This is a genomic window from Niabella pedocola, assembly GCF_021044425.1.
Taxonomy (GTDB): domain Bacteria; phylum Bacteroidota; class Bacteroidia; order Chitinophagales; family Chitinophagaceae; genus Niabella; species Niabella pedocola.
On sequence record NZ_JAJNEC010000002.1, the window covers coordinates 55,719 to 77,634 of the forward strand.

Annotated in this window: 13 protein-coding genes and 1 tRNA gene; 9 read left to right on the plus strand and 5 right to left on the minus strand. The window is 48.0% G+C overall.

Annotation, left to right across the window (positions count from 1 at the left end; translation table 11 throughout):
- Nucleotides 1-28: 28 nt before the first annotated feature.
- From LQ567_RS01110 to LQ567_RS01145, 8 genes are all read left to right on the plus strand, one after another.
- Complete coding sequence (locus tag LQ567_RS01110; RefSeq protein WP_231002248.1) at nucleotides 29-2,455, plus strand: ABC transporter permease; 2,427 nt, start codon at nucleotides 29-31, stop codon at nucleotides 2,453-2,455.
- Nucleotides 2,456-2,548: 93 nt separating this feature from the next.
- Nucleotides 2,549-4,948: an ABC transporter permease gene (locus tag LQ567_RS01115; RefSeq protein ID WP_231002249.1), complete on the plus strand. Its 2,400-nt coding sequence runs from the start codon at nucleotides 2,549-2,551 to the stop codon at nucleotides 4,946-4,948.
- Between the two features lie 95 nt (nucleotides 4,949-5,043).
- Nucleotides 5,044-7,437, plus strand: a complete 2,394-nt coding sequence (locus LQ567_RS01120) for an ABC transporter permease (protein ID WP_231002250.1) — start codon at nucleotides 5,044-5,046, stop codon at nucleotides 7,435-7,437.
- Between the two features lie 86 nt (nucleotides 7,438-7,523).
- Complete coding sequence (locus LQ567_RS01125) at nucleotides 7,524-9,911, plus strand: ABC transporter permease (RefSeq protein WP_231002251.1); 2,388 nt, start codon at nucleotides 7,524-7,526, stop codon at nucleotides 9,909-9,911.
- Between the two features lie 338 nt (nucleotides 9,912-10,249).
- Nucleotides 10,250-12,655 (plus strand): ABC transporter permease, encoded by a 2,406-nt coding sequence (locus tag LQ567_RS01130; RefSeq protein WP_231002252.1) that lies wholly within the window; start codon nucleotides 10,250-10,252, stop codon nucleotides 12,653-12,655.
- Between the two features lie 77 nt (nucleotides 12,656-12,732).
- A complete protein-coding gene (locus LQ567_RS01135; RefSeq protein WP_231002253.1) occupies nucleotides 12,733-15,156 on the plus strand; it encodes an ABC transporter permease in 2,424 nt (807 codons plus the stop codon).
- 72 nt (nucleotides 15,157-15,228) lie between these two features.
- Nucleotides 15,229-15,900 carry an ABC transporter ATP-binding protein gene (locus LQ567_RS01140; RefSeq protein WP_231002254.1) on the plus strand — a complete coding sequence of 224 codons (672 nt, stop codon included), beginning with the start codon at nucleotides 15,229-15,231 and terminating at the stop codon, nucleotides 15,898-15,900.
- A gap of 130 nt (nucleotides 15,901-16,030) precedes the next feature.
- Nucleotides 16,031-17,341, plus strand: coding sequence for a TolC family protein (locus LQ567_RS01145; RefSeq protein ID WP_231002255.1), 1,311 nt, complete (start codon nucleotides 16,031-16,033; stop codon nucleotides 17,339-17,341).
- A gap of 130 nt (nucleotides 17,342-17,471) precedes the next feature.
- Here the strand turns inward: LQ567_RS01145 and LQ567_RS01150 are convergent, their stop codons facing one another.
- From LQ567_RS01150 to LQ567_RS01170, 5 genes are all read right to left on the minus strand, one after another.
- Complete coding sequence (locus tag LQ567_RS01150) at nucleotides 17,472-18,233, minus strand: M12 family metallo-peptidase (RefSeq protein WP_231002256.1); 762 nt, start codon at nucleotides 18,231-18,233, stop codon at nucleotides 17,472-17,474.
- Between the two features lie 88 nt (nucleotides 18,234-18,321).
- Nucleotides 18,322-18,771: an NUDIX domain-containing protein gene (locus LQ567_RS01155; RefSeq protein ID WP_231002257.1), complete on the minus strand. Its 450-nt coding sequence runs from the start codon at nucleotides 18,769-18,771 to the stop codon at nucleotides 18,322-18,324.
- Complete coding sequence (locus LQ567_RS01160) at nucleotides 18,768-19,709, minus strand: magnesium transporter CorA family protein (protein ID WP_231002258.1); 942 nt, start codon at nucleotides 19,707-19,709, stop codon at nucleotides 18,768-18,770. Before LQ567_RS01160 ends, LQ567_RS01155 begins: the two co-directional genes overlap by 4 nt.
- The gene (gene dapF / locus LQ567_RS01165; RefSeq protein ID WP_231002259.1) at nucleotides 19,706-20,488 is read right to left on the minus strand and encodes a diaminopimelate epimerase; all 783 of its coding nucleotides are present in this window, start codon (nucleotides 20,486-20,488) and stop codon (nucleotides 19,706-19,708) included. Before dapF ends, LQ567_RS01160 begins: the two co-directional genes overlap by 4 nt.
- Nucleotides 20,489-20,623: 135 nt before the next feature.
- Nucleotides 20,624-21,499, minus strand: a complete 876-nt coding sequence (locus LQ567_RS01170) for a nucleoside phosphorylase (protein ID WP_231002260.1) — start codon at nucleotides 21,497-21,499, stop codon at nucleotides 20,624-20,626.
- Between the two features lie 134 nt (nucleotides 21,500-21,633).
- On the opposite strand from LQ567_RS01170, the gene LQ567_RS01175 reads away from it, so the two are divergent.
- Nucleotides 21,634-21,704: transfer RNA gene (locus LQ567_RS01175), tRNA-Cys, on the plus strand.
- The last annotated feature ends 212 nt before the right edge of the window (nucleotides 21,705-21,916 follow it).

The following is a 21,916-nucleotide window of genomic DNA, read 5'->3' on the forward strand; positions in this document are numbered from 1 at the left end:
TGAAAATCGGGGATGTAAAAAAAGATCGTTGTTTCCGGAACCTGAACTGATCATCTATAAACAGAAAGCGATGTTTAAAAATTATATGACAACCGCCTGGAGAAATTTGGCAAGAAATAAATTGTATGCAATGGTGAACATCGCCGGTTTGGCGGCAGGAATGGCCGTAGCCATGCTCATCAGTTTCTGGGTATGGGATGAATTGCATTTTGATACCTATCATACCCGTCATACAAGACTGGCGCAGTTGATGCGTACTTATCGCAGCAATGACGGAACCCTGTCAACCGAACAGGCTTCCTGTATACCGGTAGCCGCCGCTTTGCGGAACAAATATGGAAGCGATTTTAAAAATGTAGCGGCGGCCTCCTGGAATTTGGGTCATGTGCTTGCAACAGGCGATAAAAAAATAGGTGCTTCGGGGCTTTGGGTGGAGGCGGCTTTCCCTGTTATGTTTTCATTTAAAATGCAGCGTGGCGATATCCATGCCCTGGATGAGCCCTCTGCCGTTTTGCTCAGTGCTTCCCTGGCGCAAAACCTGTTTGGTAATGAAAATCCTATCGGAAAAATAATCCGCTTTGACAATAAAGACCATTTCACTGTGAGCGGGGTATATGAAGACTTGCCGAAGAATTCCAGCTTTTATGAAACCAAACTATTATTACCCTGGAAGAAATACATCACCACGGCCGAGTGGATCCGGAAAGCCGCTACCGACTGGGATGAGCAGTCCTTCCAGGTATTTGCTGAACTGGCAGCGGGTGTAGATGCAGCGGCGCTCTCCCGGAAGATAAAAGATGTGGTGATGGAGCATAAAACACTAAAGCGGGAGCAGGAGCAGGCACAGTTATTTCCTATGGATCGCTGGCATTTATACAGCGAGTTTAAGAATGGGCGATCGGTGGGAGGGGCTATCCGTTATGTGTATCTTTTTTCGGTGATCGGTGTTTTTGTATTGTTGCTGGCCAGTATCAATTTTATGAATCTCTCAACGGCGCGCAGCGAACAACGGGCCAGGGAAGTAGGGGTTCGTAAAACAATGGGCTCCCGGAGAGGGCAATTGGTCTGGCAATTTTTGGCAGAGTCGCTGCTTACCACCTTGCTGTCCTTCCTGGTGGCCGTTTTGCTGGTGCATTTTGCCATGCCGTTGTTTAACGGGTTATCCGGTAAACAGATGACGTTTCCCTGGAGGTCCGGTGCTTTCTGGTGTGCTGCAATAACTTTTATGATCATCACGGGGGTGATTTCCGGCATCTACCCGGCGTTTTATCTTTCAAAGTTCAGACCGGTAAAAGTATTAAAAGGCACTTTTCGTGTGGGGAGAACGGCTTCATTCCCGCGTAGGGTACTGGTGGTACTTCAGTTTGCTTTTTCAATAGCGTTGATTATTGGCAGCCTGATCGTTTTTAAACAGATCCAGCACGCACAAAACCGACCGGTCAACTACCGGAAGGAGGGGTTGCTGACGGTGCAGATGAATACTCCGGACTTATACGGTCATTATGATGCATTGCGCAATGAGTTGCTGGCCACGGGTGTAGTGGCCAACATGGCAGAATCTTCCAGTCCTACAATGGACGTATTCAGTTTCAGCAATCGCTTTGAGTGGAGCGGGAAGAACCCGGATCAGCTGCCCACGTTTGGTATGATTGGCGTAACCACCGAATTTGGAAACACCATTGGCTGGAAGCTAAAAGCGGGCCGCGATTTTTCGCGTGATTTTCCTTCAGATACATCCGGAGTGATCCTGAATGAAGCGGCTGTACGGCAAATAAGCCCGGGGCAGGATATTGTTGGCCGGGAACTGCGTCATAATGATAACGTATACCAGGTGATCGGGGTGGTAAAAGATATGGTAATGACATCACCTTATGCCCCTCCGGTGCCAACGGTGTTTATCAACAACCCCAACTGGGCCAACGTGGTTACGGTAGCCATAAAGCAGGGTGCTCCTTTACAGGATGCCTTAGCTGAAATTGAGGCGGTCTTTAAAAAATATAACCCGGACGCGCCGTTTGATTATGCCTTTAACGACCTGGTGTATGCAAATAAGTTTGCCGATGAGCAACGTATCGGCCGTTTATCTGTTTTGTTTACCGCACTGGCCATATTTATTTCCTGTTTGGGCGTATTTGGCCTGGCCTCCTTTGTGGCTGAACAACGGCAAAAAGAAATCAGTTTGCGTAAAGTACTCGGGGCAAATGTGTACCAGCTCTGGCGGTTATTGTCTGTTGAATTTTTTGTTCTGGTGCTGATCGCTTGTTTGATTGCCATCCCGTTTGCATGGTACTACCTGCATCAATGGCTGCAGCAGTATTCGTACCGTACCAATGTACCTTTTTGGGTGTTTCTTTTATCGGGTGCGGGCGCATTATTATTAACCATCCTTACGGTGAGTTTTCAGGCCATCAAAACAGCCCTGATGAATCCGGCCAGGGCATTACGTTCAGAGTAGGGATGTGAATGGTCAATAGGCAATCGTGCATCGGAGATCTGGTTGCTACAATAGATGGGTTCAATTTCATTACTGAAAACTTAAATGGTGTCAATGATCAGCAATTATTTTAAAGTAGCCTGGCGGAATCTGTGGAAGCATAAAATATTTACCGCCATTAATATGATTGGTCTTGCGCTGGGCACAGGTGTAAGCCTTGTTATCCTGCTTTTTGTGATGCATGAAAGAAGTTTTGATGCCTTTCACAGCCGCAATATTTACCGGCTGAATGAGGTGCAGAAGCAGGAAGGCCTGGCATCGCCGCAGAAGGTTCCGATATCCATGTTCCCGATGGGGCCGACAATGAAACACGAATTCCCGGAGATCGTTAATTTTACCCGGGTACGCCGGTCGGAAAAGTACCAGGCTACCTACGGGGAAACACGGCTTGAGCTTCCGCGAGTATTCTTTGTAGATACCGCTTTTCTTGAAATGTTCGATTTTAAACTGCTCAGCGGTGACAGGGACCGTGTGTTGCAGCAGCCGCTAAGTGCGGTTATTACCGAGTCTGCCGCCCGGAGGATTTTTGGGACAGAGAACCCCGTTGGGAAGCGAATCATGCATTACGGGGGTGATACGGCCAGCCTGATGGTTACGGGGGTCCTTCAGGATATTCCCCTGAATTCGCATATGCAATTTGATCTCCTGGTTTCTTTTGCTACCGATTATAAACAGCGGATGATGAATAACTGGGGCGGCAACGGATGGGTGACTTATTTTGAGCTGGCGCCTCATACGGATATCAGGGCACTGGAGGATAAATTTCCGGCGTATCTTAAAAAGTATCTTTCAATAGAAGACCGGTGGAAGAATTATGAGTTGTTCCTCCTGCCTTTAAAAGACATTCATGCCAAAACCGGTGATATCGTACTGGATGTAGTGAATTACCGGAAGTTCGATAAAAAATATACGGATCTGTTCTTTGTGGTTGCACTGGTCATATTGATCATCGCCTGCATCAATTTTATGAACCTTTCCACAGCGCGGTCTGCAGAGCGGGCACGTGAAGTAGGGATCCGGAAAACTGCAGGGGCCCGGCGTGTTCAGTTAGGATTGCAGTTTATTGCCGAATCGGTATTGCTTTGTGTGCTGGCAATTACGATCGCTGCGGGATGCATCACGTTATTCCTGCCGAAAATCAATCTGCTGATCGACCGCAATCTCAGCCTGCAATTGCTGAATGGCCATACCTGGCTGGCTCTTTTATCCGGAGCTGTACTGATCGGGGTTTTGTCCGGATTATATCCGGCCATCTATTTATCGTCTTTTGCCCCGGTAAAAGTACTCAAGGGATCGGTGCAAACCGGAAGGAATAAGTCGGTATTACGGAATGCACTGGTGGTGATCCAGTTTGCCAGTGCCGTGTTCCTGATTGTTACCACCATTTTTGCGGTTCGTCAGCTAAAGTTTATGCAGGAGCAGGATCCGGGCTTTAACCGGGACCAGGTGCTTACCATCCGGATGAATGGTATTGCCTATAAGCAATACGATATCTTGAAGGAGGAACTGCTGCGTAACAGTAATATCACCGGGGTTACGGGCGCCCAGGATCAGCTGGGAGGGCATCTTGATCAGTCTGGTGTTGGCTTTACAGCGCCGGAGGCACCCGTACGGGTAATTTCCGCAACACGGCTGATTGTGGATCGGAACTACCTGGATCTTTATAAGATACCGCTGGTTGCAGGTTCCAACTTTTCACCGGATCCATCGCTCAGGGGAAGAGAATATATTATTAATGAGACACTGGCCCGCGAATTGCTGAAGGAACTTCCGCATGCAACAATGAATGATCTGCTGGGCAATAAATTCGGTTTTGATTCCCTGGGAAGGATCGTTGGAATTGCCAGGGATTTTAATTTTAATTCCCTGCATCATAAAATAGAAACCCTTTTCCTGCTTAACCAGAAAGATTTTGGCTTTAGTACGCTTTCGGTAAAACTGAATGGTCGTCAGGCCCGGTCTGTACTGCCCTTTATAAAGTCGGTATGGACAAAACATTGTCCGGATCAGGTACTGGAATACCAGTTCCTGGATGATCATTTTGCGGAGGTATACCGGTCCGATAAACAGGTGAGTACCATTATGGGCATTCTTGCAACCCTTGCCATTTTAATATCCTGTATGGGATTGTTTGGCCTGGCGTCTTATGCTGCAGAAAGGCGCACAAAGGAGATCGGTATCCGGAAAGTACTGGGTGCTTCCGTACAGGGTGTTGTGGCCTTGCTGTCTGCCGGTTTTTTAAAACACGTATTGGTGGCAATCCTGATTGCCTGCCCGCTGGCCTGGATCGGCATGCGCAAATGGCTGGAAGATTATGCCTACCGGATTGACCTGGGTTGGTGGGTGTTTTTGCTTGCGGGGCTTTTGGCGGTTGGCATTGCGTTGATGACGATCGGTTTCCAGGTGTTTCGCGCCGCAAGGGCTAACCCGGTAAAAGCATTACGTTCGGAGTAGGATGTGAGTAGTCAATAGACAATTGTACATCGGGGGAGGTGTTCGGGGAAAATACATGGGCAGGTAACATTGCCCGGAACTTAAATAGTTGAACCATGTTCAGTAATTATTTCAAAATAGCCTGGCGCAGTATCTGGCGGAATAAAATGCATGCGCTCATTCATATCAGTGGCCTGGCCATCAGCTTTACGGTTTTGGTCCTTATCAGTCTTTATGTATTGAATGAATACAGCTATGACCGGTTTTACTCAAATGCAGACCGCATCGTGCGGGTGGTGCAACACACGAAATGGAATGGAAATGAGCTGCACCAGGCTACTACGCCGGCTCCGTTTGCACCGGAGCTGGAGAAGGCATTTCCGGAGATAGCGGCAGCGGTGCGGATCGACCTGGAGGGCGGAGGTGTGATCTCCTATAAGGAGCAGCAGTTTAAACAGGATGATATCATCTTTGCAGATCCGTCGCTTACAAAAATTTTTTCCTATCATTTTTTATACGGAGATCCGGCAAGTGCGCTTTCCGATCCTCGGTCTATCGTGATCTCTGCGTCGCTTGCGAAAAAACTTTTTGGAGCCGCTTCCCGGGCGTTGATGCAGACAATTCATCTTGATGATCAGCAACCGGCAATGGTAACCGGCGTTATTAAAGATCTTCCGGCAAATACGCATTTGCGCTTTAGCGCCGTGCGTCCGTTTCCCGGCCCTGTAAAGGACGGGTGGCAGAACTTTCATTTTTATACCTATTTGCTGCTTAAGAAAGGGGTAAAGATTGCAGACCTGGAAAAGAAGCTCGCAGGTTTTGCGGCGGCTACCATACAGCAGCAGATGCGGGTCAACGACTATAAAATGACCCTGCAGCCGCTTACATCCATTCATTTACATTCGCACCTCGATTTTGAACTGAGCCAAAACAGTGATGCAGCAAGGGTGTACATGCTTATCGTGATCGCCGTATTGGTACTGGCCATTGCGGTGATCAATTACCTCAATCTTACAATAGCAGGCGCCGCTATGCGTACGAGGGAAATTGCCGTGCGGAAGGTGGTTGGGTCCGGAAGAGGCGGCATCGTTGGCCTGTTTATGGCAGAATCTGTACTGATTACGGGCATTGCCGTATCGCTGGCTTTTTTGCTGGTGCAACTGTTACTTCCGGGGTTTGGCCGTTTTGTAGACCGGGAGCTGTATATCGGGTCATCCGGATGGCTGCCCGTGTGCGGAGCGATCATCGGTGTTACGGCAATCATCGGCTGTTTGAGCGGCCTGTACCCGTCGTTGTTATTATTAACGCTGAAAACCGTGCCGGCGCTTAAAGGAAAGATAACCGTTAACGAAGGCCTGGGCCTGAGAAAAATCTTTGTCGTTTTTCAGTTTACCATTGCCGCTGCATTGATACCGGCGTCGGTGATCATTTTTCGCCAGCTGCAGTATGTGTTGCAGGCTGATCTGGGCTTTAATAAAGAACAGGTGCTCACCTTTCATATCGATAACGTAAAGGTGCGCGATCAGGTGCCGGCACTTAAAAATCAATTGCTCCGGAACCCGGTGATTGAGGCGGTGGCCGTAGCCGGTAACCCCATTGGCAATAATGACCTGGGCGGGTTAGGCTACCGCTTTGAAACGCCCGGCGGGGGCTTTTCCACGGCTACCACCGCTGCCCAGGAACTGATGATCGACGCGGATTATCTCCCGGCAATGGATATCCGGTTACAGAGCGGGAGAAATTTTTCAGACAATATCCGTACAGACCAGTACGGTGCTGCACTGATCAATGAAACCCTGATGCACAAGCTTGGTTGGCAGGATGCTGTTGGCCGGAAACTGCAGTTCAGCATCGACGATTCGGGACATACCGCCGAGCGTACTATTGTTGGAGTGGTACGGGATTTTCATACCTATTCCCTGCAGCACCGGGTGGCGTCGCTGGTGATGGTGATGCCACCCGTTCCGGTAATGCAGGATAACCTGTATGTGCGGGTAGCAAAAGGAAAAAACCGCGAAGCACTTGCGTTTATTGACCAGGTTTACCGGCAGTTTGATCCGGCAAATGTGGTTACCTACCATTTTCTGAACGACAATTTTAAGCGCCAGTACGCGGCTGAGCAAAAGCAGGAAAAAATGTCGCTGGTGTTTACAGCCATTGCAGTGATGATCGCTGGTATGGGATTGTTTGGCCTGGTAAGTATCATGGCCGTTCAGCGCACCCGTGAAATCGGCATCCGGAAAGTACTGGGCGCCGGTGTATCGGGTATTGTCCGGTTGTTTTCGATCGATTTTTTAAAGCTGATCCTGATAGCTGTGATGATTGCCATTCCGATTACCTGGTGGGTAATGAACCGGTGGCTGGAAACCTTTGCCTACCGGAGTCCCGTTCCCTGGTGGTTGTTTGCAGGTACCGGAACCCTGATGCTGGTGATTGCGTTATTGATTGTAAGTATCCGGGCCATCGGGGCCGCCAGAGCCAACCCGGTGAAGGCCCTGCGTTCAGAGTAGGGCGGTGAACCGTTAATAGTCAGTAGTCAATTGTGAATGGGGAATGGGAGAGGCAGTGGACCATCAGAAGTTTTAAATGTTGTACAATGATCAAAAATTATTTCAAAACGGCCTGGCGTAACCTGGTAAAGAACCGGAGCTATGGGCTGATCAATATTTTCGGGCTCACAATGGGCCTGGCCGTTGTATTGCTGATTGCGCTGTGGATCTGGGATGAGATGTCGTTTGACCGTTATTTTAAGAACCATAAACGGATTGCCCTGGTATTGCAGCAACACACAAAAGATGATGTTACCTATACCGACTGGGCGCTTCCGATGCCACTGGCCGATGCGCTGCGTAAAGACTACGGGGCTGCATTTGAAGGAATCTCGTTATTGTACAGTGGTGTGTATAACCTTACGTTTGCGGAGAAGAAATTGTCTGCCAAAGGAACGTTTATGGAGCCGGATGGACCATCCATGTTTTCCCTGGAGCTGTTGAGCGGAGATAAAAATGCATTAAAAGATCCGGCATCGGTGTTGTTATCGCAATCGCTGGCCCGTACGCTTTTTGGAAACGGCGATCCGTTGAACCAGGTAATACGGATTACCAATCAGTTTAATGTAAAGGTGGCCGGAGTGTATAAAGATCTGCCAAAGAACACATCGCTGAGCGAAGATGCAGAGTTTATTGCTCCCTGGCAGTTTGGGGTATCTAACTGGGAGTGGATCAAAAAGGAAAGGGAGAACTGGGATTATAATCTTTTTAAGCTGGCTGTTCAACTGGCGCCGCATACCCGCATGGAGGATGTATCTGCGCGGATCCGGAAGGTGCTCGCTGCACATGTTACAAAAGCGCCGGGTGAGCAGGTGGTCACCAACCTGAGCCTTTACCCGATGAGCCGCTGGCATCTTTATGATTTTGATAAAAGGGGGGCGCTCATCCCGGGAAACCTGCAATATATCTGGCTTTTTGGTACGATTGGTTTTTTTGTACTGCTGCTGGCCTGCATCAATTTTATGAATCTCAGTACGGCCAGGAGCATCAAACGGGCCCGGGAAGTTGGTATCCGGAAAACGATCGGTTCCCGCCGGGTACAACTTATTCTGCAATTTTTTGGGGAGTCGGTGCTTACAACCCTTATTTCCTTCCTGGTGGCTGTTGTTATTGTGCAGCTGGCACTGTCCTGGTTTAATACGCTCACCAATAAAAATATAAGTGTGCATTGGTTCAGCGGCTGGTTCTGGCTGTCCGGGTTGCTGATCTGCATGGTCACCGGCCTGTTGGCGGGCAGTTATCCTGCTTTTTATTTGTCTTCTTTTAAGCCCGTTAACGTGTTGAAAGGTCTTTTTAAAGGCGGCGCAGGCGCTAATATTCCGCGAAAAGTACTTGTTGTATTACAGTTTACGATTTCCATATTTCTGATCATCGGCACCACGGTTATTTACCGGCAAATACAATATGCAAAAAGCCGGCCTGTAGGGTATAACCGGGATGGGTTATTGTCGGTGCAAATGACAACCCCTGAAATTTATGCCCGTACACCGCAGATCCGTAACGAGCTGCTGGCTTCGGGCGCTGTGCAGGAAATGGCATTGTCGCAATGCCCGGTTACGGAGATATGGGCGGGGGACAACGGGTTCAACTGGAAGGGGAAAGCGCCCTCTACAGATGGAAGCTTTGCGGTAGTAGCTGCATCCATCGAGTTTGGAAAAATGGCCGGCTGGCAGTTTGTGGAGGGGCGTGGTTTTTCAAAAGAATTTCCTACCGATTCCAGTGGCCTTGTAATAACGGAAAGTGCTGCAGCATATATGGGTATCCGGCACCCGTCGGGAACCGTGATCACCTGGCATGGCAAAAATTACACCATATTGGGGGTGGTGAAAAATGTAATGATGACTTCTCCGTTTGGCGATGACAGCCGGATCATTTTTCCATTGCTGCGCGAACCGGGCAATTTTATGATATTGCGGATGAACCCCGGACGACCCCTGTCTGAGTCCATGAAAACCATCGCCGCTATTTTTCAAAAACACAATCCTTTTGCGCCTTTCGAATATTCCTTTGTAGATGAAGCGTATGCTAAAAAATTTGTGAATGAGGAACGCATCGGAAAACTTGCAACCTTGTTTTCGGTGCTGGCAATTTTTATAAGCCTGCTGGGATTGTTTGGGATTGCCTCTTTTATGACCGAACAGCGTACAAAAGAAATCGGTATCCGCAAAGTACTGGGCGCACCGGTAACCGGGCTCTGGAACCTGCTTTCAAAAGAACTGATCCTGCTGGTGGTGATCGCAATTGCAGTGGCCATACCGGCTGGTTATTATGCCATGAACGGCTGGCTGTACCGGTACGATTACCGCATCAACATTTCATGGCCGCTGTTTTTATTGCCGGCACTGGCATCCCTGCTGATTGCCTTTTGCACGATCAGTCTTCAGATTGTGCGGGCCATACGTGCCAACCCCGTTCATTCGCTGCGGTCGGAATAGAGGCGGGGCTGAACGCTGAACGCTGAACGCTAAGTGCTGAATGCTAAGTGCTGAATGCTAAGTGCTGAATGCTAAGTGCTGAATGCTGAAAGCCGAACGCTCGTAACAAAGACTGATGCTCAATTCTGAATTCTGAAATCTCAAATCTGATTTCTCAATTCTCAATTCCCTAACTGTATCAAAACCGGACAGTTCCTGTTTTAAAAGCGCACAACCTGCTGCTGATCTCTTTATATAGTATATTTATTACCAATTCTTTATGTTCGTGGCATCAAGGTTGAAACCAAAGGTCGGATGGAGCCGGTAAAACAGTTCCATATCTTTAAACAAAGCAGGGCATGATCAGAAACTATTTAAAAATAGCGTGGCGGAATATCCGGAAACATGCATTGTACAGCACGGTAAACATTATCGGGCTGTTTGCCGGTATCCTGTTTTTCTTTTTGATCGGCGCTTATGTATGGAGTGAATTACAGGTGAACCGGCCGTTAAAGAATGCACCACAGCAATATATTCTTACGAGCGAATGGAAAGACCCCAATATGGGGTACGACCTGGCTACCCTGGGACCGCTTGCCAAACGCCTGAAAAATGATTATCCCAACCTCGTTAAAAATTACTACCGGTATGATGGGATCACCGCCATCGTTTCGAGGGGCGAAAAACTATTGAAGCAAAATGTTCAATTGGGCGACAGTACCCTCCTGGATATGTATGGACTGAAGGTGTTACACGGAGATCCGGTGACGGCGCTGCAACAGCCTTTTAATGTGGTTATCACCAGGGACATGGCATTCCTGTATTTTAATCGTACCGATGTAGTGGGCCAAACGCTGGCCATCCGTAGTTTTGATGACAGCATCCATGATTTTAAAATCACAGCGGTGCTGGATAACCTGCCGGAGAATACGGTAACCGGTTTAACGCCTGCCTATCCCAGTAAGGTCTTTGTTCCGGTAGCCAATGCCGGCTATTTTGGCCGTGCAGATCTGGACGCATGGCAGAATCTTCAAATTGCTTCTTATATCGAATTACAAAAAGGAGTAAAGGCAACAGACCTGGCCGGTCCGATCCGGCAGCTACTTAAGCAGCATACACCCGCTTCAGTACAGGAAAATCTACAGGTTAATCCTGTATTGCTGACCAGCTATCACCTGCACCGGAATAACAATGCGGTATTACGTACCATTTATACCTTAACACTGGCAGGCCTGTTTATCCTGTTAATGGCGGTAGTGAATTTTATCAATGTAAGCGTCAGCAGTGCCGGTACACGGATGCGGGAAATTGGTGTAAGAAAAGTGATCGGCGGTCGGCGCCGGCAGTTGATCTTCCAGTTCCTTTCGGAATCCGTTATACTGGTGGCTATTGCCACGCTTCTGGCCGTTGCAGCCTATCCGCTTGCCAGTGGTATTTTTGAAGGAGCCGTTGGCAAGCCCATACCACCGCTGTCATCCTTTCCACTGTATTTTATCGGCATACCGGTACTGTTGATACTCGTTATCGGTATCGCATCGGGGTTATACCCGGCCTTCCGGTTGTCTGCTGTAAATATGATCCATGCAATGAAAGGAACACTGCGGTCTGTAGGCGAAAACAGGTTGCTGCGCAAAGGACTTATGGGCTTCCAGTTTGCAGTGGCACTGCTGGTATCGGTGGCTGCATTTATTATTACACAACAGGTAGCCTATTTTTTTGGCAAAAACCTCGGCTATAATAAAGCGTTTATGGTATCGGCCCAGGTACCCCGCAACTGGTCGGAGCCGGGTGTAGACCGGATGATTGCCATCAGAGACCAGTTTGCAAAATTGCCCGAAGTGGCTGCTGTTTCATTATCGTATGAAATTCCAAACGGCAACAATGGCGGCCAGGTTCCGGTATATAAGTCCGGGGCCGATTCAGCGACGGCGCTTACATTGCAGTTATTGTCTACAGACGAACACTATTTAAATACCTACCAGGTGCCGCTGAGTGCCGGCCGTTTCTTTGATGGTTACCATAGAGATTCGGCGCAGGTAGTACTCAATAAAACGGCGGCAACGGCATTGGGGTATCAATCGGCGGCAGCTGCTATCGGGAAGCAGGTGCGGGTGCCGGGAGACCCTACCATATTTACGATAAAAGGCGTTACAGATGATTTTCATTTTGGAGCGATGTCTGGTAAAATACCACCTCTGCTGATGTTTCATGTGAACTTTAATCCCATCTACCGCTTTCTCTCCTTTAAGTTAAAACCCGGGAATATGCCGGCTTCTTTGGCAGCACTTCAAAAAACCTGGTCGGCACTGATCCCTGAGGCTTCTTTCGAATACCGTTTTATGGATGAGGATCTGAGCATTTTATACGCGAAGGAACTGCAGTTAAAAAAAGCGGCATATATAGCAGGGGTATTGGCATTAATGATCGTGTTGCTGGGTATATTCGGTATGGTATCTTTAAGTATACAGAAACGGGTAAAAGAGATCGGTGTGCGAAAGATACTCGGCGCATCGGTGGCACATATTATCAAACTGTTTGCAAAAGAATTTGTGGCAGCCTTGCTGTTGGCGGCCCTGGTTGCCATTCCGGTCGCTTACTGGTTAATGCACGGCTGGCTCCAGAACTATGCGTATCACATCCGCATCTCCGGCGGAATATTTGTGATCATTGTTTTGGGAATAGCATGTATAACATTTTTATTGGTTAGCGTTCAAACGGCAAAAGCGGCAATGGCCAATCCTGTAAAGTCGTTGCGGAACGAATAACACGGGAACATTATAAAAGGAGCATTGAATGCAGCGAAATACGGCGTTCAAAGCCGGCAGGTATAAAAAGCAGGCGTATGATCAGTAATTATTTGAAAACCTTAATTCGAACCTTTAAAAAAAATAAACTGGCAACGGCGATTAACCTCGTGGGATTAACCGTGGCCTTTACCTGCGCAACGCTGTTATTACTTCGTGTGTATAACGAATTTTCGTTTGACCGGTTTCACCAGGATAAGGACCGTATTTATAAAGTGTATCGTTCCGCTAATGCTCCGCAGGGCGAGCAACTGCGGGCCAAGTTCCCTTTTCCCGTAACGGAGGCTATAAAGAAGGAAAATGCAGGAGTGGAGAAAGCCTCGCTGATCAGCGACGGCGACGGGCAGGGGATCCGTTATAAAGATAAAACGGTGAACCTGGGCGTAAACCTTGTGGACGCCGATTTTTTAAATATTTTTTCGTTCCCCGTTCGTAGCGGAAACCGGCAAAATGCATTGGCCAGCCCCAATAGCGTGGTACTCACGAACCAGGCGGCGAAAGCGGTGTTTGGTACAGAAGATCCTGTAGGCAAACCCGTAGAGATCAATATAAACGGGAAATGGGTAAAACTTGTTGTGGCTGCTGTTTTGGAAGATCTTCCTCAAAATACATCCCTGTCGTTTGAGATACTTGCCCGGACGGAATTGCATCCGGATTATACCGTGGCTAAGCATAAATGGGACTGGACCAGCAGCGATCTGTATGTGAAATTGAGTGCCGGGGTAACGCAGGAGGATTTTGAAAAATCAATCGGCTCCCTCATACAGAAATATTATCTCGAAGACCTGGACTATATGAAAAGAGATGGATATAAGCCCTATGCTAACGGTGATTATATGCGCCTTCACCTGCTGCCGGTAACCCAGTTGCATTTTAATACACAGGTTGGTGCTCCCGATGCCATCAGCAGGTCGTTCTTTTATGTATTGCTGCTGGTGTCTTGCGGTATTTTATTGATCGCCTGTTTTAATTTTGTAAACCTTAATATCGGTATTTCGTTCAACCGTACCCGGGAAATCGGCGTTCGTAAATGTTTGGGTGCGCAGCGCAAACAGGTGTGGTTACAGGTCTGGAGTGAAAGTTTTTTTCTGATCCTCTTATCAATGATCGCAGGTGTGGGCTTTTCACTGGCACTCATTCGGCCGTTTAACGAGTTATTCGGGGCCACGGTAAATGCCGCATTGCTGGGCCGTCCGCTAGTGATCCTTTTCTTCTTCCTGCTGGCGATCGGTATTTCATTACTGGCTTCCGCGTATCCGTCTGCATTGATGGCGCGGTTAAAGGCCGCCGAAGTGCTTAAAGGGAAACTGGTCATTAAAGGCCGGGGTAGCCTCCGGGATACATTGATCATTTTACAGTTTGTAATGGCTACGGTACTCATCTGTGTTACCGTGATCATTTATCAGCAATTTCAGTATTTGCGAAAGGCGCCTTTAGGATATGATACCCATGCGCTGATTTCAATACCGGTTGATGCAACCCGGCAGGATAACCGTGTGGTAGCAAAGATGCGTTCGCTCCTGGCGGCGCAACCATCCATTGTAAGTGTTTCAGGAACCTCCGTAAATTTGGGAATGGGAAAAGACGGAGGCTCCAACAAATGGACGCATGGTTTTAATTTCAATGGCCGGTCTGTGCGAACCAATGTACTGTGGGGCGATTATGATATTATGAAAACATTGGGTATTGCCTTAAAAGAGGGGCGTGATTTTTTAAGCAGCTATGCGTCAGACACCGCCAATAACGTAATCATCACCGAGCGTATGCAGGCTCAGCTGGGTATAAAAAATCCGGTCGGGCAATCCTTTTTGGCAGATAGTGCTGAAGCGCCCTGGACGATCATCGGGGTGATCCCCGATTTTCAGCTGTATTCCATGTACAATAAAAGAGAGCCGCTTACCATAAGAATGAGTCCCGCGGAGCCCGCGAAATACCTGCTGATCCGGGTAGTAACAACGAACCCGTCTGCTACGATGGATCTGGTAAAGAAGATGTATAAAGAAGTAGACCCGCATGCTGATTTTAACGGTTCTTACGTAACAGAAAACGTGGACCGGTGGTATCGCGCGGAGGAACGGCTTTCACGGATGTTTACAGCTGCTGCGGCAGTAGCGATTGTATTGTCGTGTATGGGATTGTTTGGTATGGCCTTTATTGTAGTCGGACAGCGTACCAAGGAGATCGGCATCCGTAAAGTACTGGGCGCTTCCGTTGGTAATATTTCCACCTGGATCAGCAGCGCGTTTATCAAACCCGTTATTATAGCCATTATCATTGCCATACCCATTGCTTTTTGGATTTTGAACAAGTGGCTGCAGCATTTTACCTACCGGATAACCATTTCCTGGTGGGTATTTGCAGCGGCCGGCATCACGTCCATCTGCATTGCAACCATAACGGTAGGCATGCAGGCATTGAAAGCGGCTTCGGCAAACCCGGTAAAAAGTTTGCGAACGGAGTAAACCGGTTGCGATTGTCTGAAACACAGATGGCCATGACGGATAAATGAAATTTTTAAATCATAAACAGATATTATGTTGTTAGAACTAAGGGGCATTTATAAATGGGTGAATACGGGGATTAACAGAACCTTTCTGCTCAAGGATATCAACCTGGATATCGATGAGGGTGAATTTGTTTCTGTGATGGGGCCTTCCGGCTCGGGCAAATCGACCCTGTTGAATGTGATCGGCATGCTGGATGACTTTGATGAGGGCGCTTATCATTTTATGGGAGAAGGGGTGCAGCAATTAAAGGAAAAGCAACGTACGGCATTATATAAGCAATACATCGGTTTTGTATTTCAGGCCTATCACCTGATTGATGAACTGACGGTATACGAAAATATTGAAACCCCGCTATTGTATAAGGGAATCAAGACCTCAGAGCGAAAGGCATTAGTGGCCGATATGCTGGATCGTTTTCAGATCGTAGGAAAGAAAGACCTGTTCCCTACCCAGCTTTCGGGCGGACAGCAACAGCTGGTAGGTATTGCAAGGGCATTGATCGGGAATCCCAAACTACTGCTGGCCGATGAGCCCACCGGAAATTTGAATTCCAGGCAGGGGGAAGAGATCATGGAATTGTTCAAACAGCTGAACCAGGAGGGCGTAACCATTATCCAGGTTACCCATTCCGAAAAAAATGCGGAATATGGCTCCCGCATCATTCACCTGCTGGATGGACATGTAGAGCGGAAAGGTTAATAGGGAATAGTCAATAGTCAATGGTTAATGGAGAAGGCTATGGCAATGGTTACGAAACACGAATAGCCGATGGCTGACAACGAATAGCTGGTAGCTGGTATCTCAATTCTGAATTCTCAATTCTCAATTCATGAAGTTTTTTTTTGTTGGACTCTTTTTATGTATGGTTCCGCTGGCCCTTCTTTCGCAGCCGGGCAATTATACCCTGGAGCAATGCATTGATATTGCGCTTAAGAACAACCTGCAGGTAACGCAGGCGGCAAACCAGGCAGGGCGTGATGAGGTGGTGCGAAAGCAAGCCAGGTTGAATATGCTGCCCAATCTCAATGCTTCTGCCAGCCACGGCTGGTCATTTGGCCGGAGCATTGACAATACTACCAATGCGTTTGTAGACAATAATATTTACTCAGGTGATTATAATATTTCGGGTGGTGTAACACTGTTCAGGGGAATGAACCTGCAAAATACCGCCCGGCAGGCAGCCATGACGGCTGCGGCGTCCGGTATGAGCTGGCAACAGCAGAAGGATAACATTACACTCAATGTGATGCTGGCCTATCTGCAAATGATGAGTGCACAGGATATCCTTTCGCAGACCAACGACCAGGCCACGCTTTCTGAAAGGCAGGTAAAGCGGCTGAAAGACATGGATGCAAAAGGAGCAGTAGCTCCATCCGATCTGTTCGATATGCAGGGGCAGTATGCGAATGACGAGGCCACTATCATCAATGCCCGGCGTGATGTGGAAACGGCCAAGATCAATATCTGTGCGTTGATGAATATACCCTATGACAGCAGCACTGTTTTTGAAAGAATGGCCGTTGCAGAGATCCTGGAGAAAAATGCCACCAATGCCACAGAAGCCTATCACACGGCGCTGGACCGTTTCGCCCAGGTAAAGGCCGCCGGATTTTCGGTGCAGAGCGCGGTTTACGGATTGAAAGCTGCCCGCTCCAAACTATTTCCCACATTGGATTTCGGGTATGGAATGAATAGCCGTTATGCACAATCTTCTGCTGCAAGCATCATGGATCAGTTAAAGAATAATAATAACAAAAACCTGGGCTTTACGCTTTCTGTGCCCATATTTAACAACCTGCAAACACGGAACAATATAAAGCTGGCCCGGCTGAACCTGAAGGATGCGGAACAGAATGACAAGGCGGTGAAAACACAGCTTCAACAAAATGTAGAAGGTGCAGCCGTAAACATGAATGCAGCCTTTGACCGTTATAAAAAATTACAGGAGCGGGTAAATGCCCTGCAACAATCTTACCGCGCGGCAGAAGCCCGTTTTAATGTAGGGCAATGGAACTCGGTGGAATACCTTACGGTAAAAAACAACCTCGACCGTGCCAATATTGACCTCATCGGCGGAAAGTATGAATATTTGCTCCGGGTAAAGATTTATAATTATTACCAGGGCATCAGCGGAGAGTAAGGTAAACCCTTCAGCGTTTATTGATCGTGATGAAATTTGGATGCCCCGGGATCGAGGAAAGCTGTTAACTGATAAATGACTGTTGATTTCCGATAGCTGACGGCCGATAGCTGATCGTTGATACGAAAAATCATTTGCCCCCATTGGCCTTCAAGTCTGCCAGGCATCCGGCATCCAGTAAAGGAGCGTTATTATGCGCCAGGAATCCAAATACATCGGTGGTTTCTGAGGCGTAATACATCAAACATTGCTGATTGCTGCAATGATTGCCATGTGTAACATCTTTATGTGCAGATTGCATGGAAGCACCGAGGTCTACCAGTCCCAGCAGGTGTCCAATCTCATGTTCCAGAACAGTAGCCTCCAGTTTTGTACGGCTTACCTGGCCAAAACCGCCCGAATTGTCATGGATCTTTTTGCCCATCAGGGCAGCTGAACTATTGCGGTAAGCAATGCCCAAGGTGCCGGCATCGGTAAAATCGCTGTTGCTGTAAAGAATATAGATACTCAGTTGGGTACCCTTGTTAAAAACGGTACGGTTGTGCTGCTCAATTTCCCGGATCCGGCTTAGCGAAAGCGTCGCCTCACCCGGGTCGGCAATGGCCTTGGTGCTGATGGTAATACCTCCGGGTTTGTTAAGCCGGGCGGTTAAAAACTGTTTTAGCTGGTCCAGCGCCGCTGCGTCCGGGGCATAGCCGGATATATATTGGATTTCTACGGCAAGGGAGGTAAATGAATTGCTGCTCAGGAATTCCCTGGAAGAGGCCCCAACGGGTTTATTATAGTCCCCGGTGTTCCCTGGGTTATTGATAAACGGCGCATCTTTTTTAGAACAGGTTGGCATCATCAGTAGCGCCATGATCAGCGCAATTGCGGAAAAAACTTGTTTCATATCTGGGGGATTAAACTTGAGGTGCAGGACACCGGGCTCTGGGGGAACGACCCGCGTCAGGTATCCTGTTGGTACAGGTCCGAAACCTTTAGCCTCGTTCCTTTAGCAAACCGGCTGCAATCTTATCAATGGGAAGCGTCATTACATCTGCGGAAAAATGCTCCCAGTCTATAAACCGGAAATTTTCTGTAATCGTGGCCGGATAAACCGGGGTACCGTTGTTTACAGAGAAGGACAGGGGTTCCAGCGGCCGCACAATATAATAGATCGCAATGAGCTGATGCGCTTCATTGAAAGCGGATTGCTGAAAAAAATCGGTGGTATAAAGATGGTCCACTACCGCCACGTCTACATTCATTTCTTCCTTGCATTCGCGGATAATGCATTCCCGGGTGCCTTCTCCCAGTTCCAGCCCGCCTCCCGGGAATTTGGTGATTTCCCGGTTGTTGAAATAGATCCGCTCGTCGCTTACCAGCACCTGTTTGCTGTCGTTTACCAGGATACCGTAAACGCGGATATTAAAAGAGTTTAATGTCATTCCAGTATTTTTTTTCTGAAGGCCAGTACGCCAAGTACAACTGCCAGTAACAGGGAAAGGATGGCTACAATATAAAAGGCATAGGGAGAGTGTTCAAATCCGCTGGGTACATTCATGCCGAAGATACTGGCGATCAGTACCGGGAAACTCAATACAATGGTTGCAATCGCCAGCCGTTTCAATACCTGGTTTTGGTTGTTGGCAATAATACTGGCAAAGGTATCCATTGTGCTGCTGAGGATATTGGTATATATATTGGCCATTTCAAGGGCCTGTGAATTATCAACCATAAGATCCTCCAGGAGTTCCGATTCGGTTTCTGTAAACTGCATAAATTTGGTGCGCTGCATTTTTGCAAGCAGCAGCTCATTGGAGCGGAGCGCCGTTACAAAGTACACGAGGCTTTTCTGAATTTTCATCAGTTCCAGCAGGTGCTCGTTTTTATTGGCATCGTACAATTTTTGCTCAATCACATTCCGCTTCTGGTTGATCTCTTTCAGGTACTCCATAAAATTCTGAATGATCTTTTCAATGATCTTGATCACCATCATATTCTTCTTATCCGGCTGGCGGTTCTGAAACGTGTTCAGAAACTTTTTTATAGCCGGATTCTCAAATGAGTTTACGGTAACAATATGATTATGGGTAAGGATAACGATGATGGGTATGGTAATATAAAACGCATCACTTTCATTAAAGGAATTGTTTTCCGTAGGCGTTTTGATAACAATGAGTTTTACATTGTCGTCTTCATCATAACGGCTGCGTTCGTCGATATCCAGCGAGTCGGTCAGGAAGTCGATCGGGATCTCCAGCTGATCCGATAGCTCGTCGAACTCTTCCTGTTTCAGCGGGGGAACCACGTTTACCCAGCTGTCGTTTTCCGGCTCGGAAATTTCAACGGTGCGGTGATCGATATTTTTAAAGTACTTGATCATAGTGCTTCGGTGCTTATGCTGCCCTCGAAAACTTTTATGGCAGGGCCTTTCAGCCAGATATTGTTAAACGTTCCATCCGGCTCTCTCCGGTAACGAACGGTCAGTTTGCCACCAAGTGTTTCAATATTCACGGCGTTAAACCCGTTGTCATTGTGATGAAAGACCAGGGCGGCAGCCGTAACGCCCGTGCCACAGGAATAGGTTTCGTTTTCCACCCCCCGCTCATAGGTACGTACAATGAGGGTATCCGGTTCTTTTACCTGAACGAAATTGACATTGATCCCGTCTTCAGCAAAATCCTTACTGTATCTTATTTTCTTTCCTTCTTTAAAAACATCGAGCTGCATTACATCCGGATCCAGCTGCACATAATGCGGGGAACCGGTGTTCAGGATGGAATCGGTTTTATATTCCCGGATGCTGTCAACGTCTTTCATTTTTAAAGCGATTTCCCCGTCTTCAATCGTAGCATCATGCGGTCCGTCGGTAGCAATAAAATGATAGGTGGTTTTACGGATGCCCTGATCGTGGGCAAACTGTACAATACAGCGGCCTCCGTTTCCGCACATCGAACCTTCGCGTCCGTCTGCATTGAAGTAAACCATTTCAAAATCGTAACCCTCCTGTTCGTTCAGCAGCATAAAGCCGTCTGCTCCGATGCCAAAGCGCCGGTCGCACAGGTGCTTTATTTGTTCTTCCGTGAGTTCCGAATAAGCCCCGCCCCGGTTATCCACCAATATAAAATCATTACCCGTGCCCTGGTATTTATAGAATGTCATGTTCATTGTTTTATAGTTCATTGTCCGGCGCCTGTTCCGCGTTGAATGCTGCGGCTTGTTAAAGATCCGGATGCCCTGTGGCCGGAACGATCAACTGAGCGTAGCAAGATGGATGCCACCTGTGCTGCTGCCGGCTTAAAAATTATTTTTAAACGTCTCCAAAAATGTTACAATCAGCCGTTCTACCGCTGCTTTTCCATCCTTTGTAAATTCTTTTACGATCCGGTTGGCTACAATAGCGTTTACCGCTAAACAGTGATGCCCGAGCAATTTTCCCAGTCCGAAAATAGCTGAGGTCTCCATTTCAAAGTTGGTGATCCGGTGCTGACCGAAACTGAAATCGGTTAACCGGTCAATGAGCTGCGGATTGCGTACCCCCAGGCGCAACACGCGTCCCTGCGGGCCATAAAAGCCCGGACAGGTAACAGTAATACCCTGGTGAAAATCGGTTACAAAACGCTTCAGCAGGGAAGGGGAGGCCCCGGTAATATAGGGGGTGCTTAGTCCCTGCATCTGCACATGTGTAACAAAAGAATGCAGCAACTGGGTTTCCTCGTCTGTTTCTTCCGGCCGGTAAAAATTCAGCAGGTTATCCAGGCCCAGTCCATGGGTAGAGGCCACAAAGCTGTCTACCGGTATATCGGCCTGTAATGATCCGGAAGTGCCTACGCGGATGATATTTAGGGCCTTCAGACTGGGACGGATCTCCCGGGTTTCGAAATCGATATTGACCAGTGCATCCAGTTCATTCATCACGATGTCGATATTGTCCGGTCCGATACCTGATGATAACACCGTAAGCCGTTTGCCGCCTACCATTCCGGTGTGGCTTACAAACTCGCGGTGCTGGCGTTTGACTTCGATGGTATCAAAATATTTACTGAATTCGGCCACCCGGTCGGGGTCACCTACGGTTACCACCGTATCGGCCAGTTCCTCAGGGCGAAGATCCAGATGGTACACCGCACCCCTGCTATTGATAATCAATTCCGATTCTGCGATCCTGCTCATAAAAAAAGGTCTTTAATCTTTGCAAATATTTACCAAAAATATCCTATTTTTGCCAGCCTTCAAAGATTAAATGGCCGGGTGGTGGTAGCTGAAATAGCGATTACCAGCAATGCCGGAATCGAAAAGGGATAAATGGTCTCGTGGCCGAGTGGCTAGGCAGAGCTCTGCAAAAGCTCGTACAGCGGTTCGAATCCGCTCGAGACCTCTGGTTAAAAAAGTGAAACCCGCTCTGGCAGCGGGTTTTTGCATGTAATGCAGTGTCGTAGCGGGTTGTGCCGTGTTGTTAAATAAGGTTATTTACTGCTCGTTTATTCGTGGCTGGCGAAATTCCGGCCGTTATTCGGGTGCTGCCTGTTTCCCCTGACGTCTCCCGCAGGGGGACGTCAGGGGGGAGTGCGGTGTATGATGATAATGTAC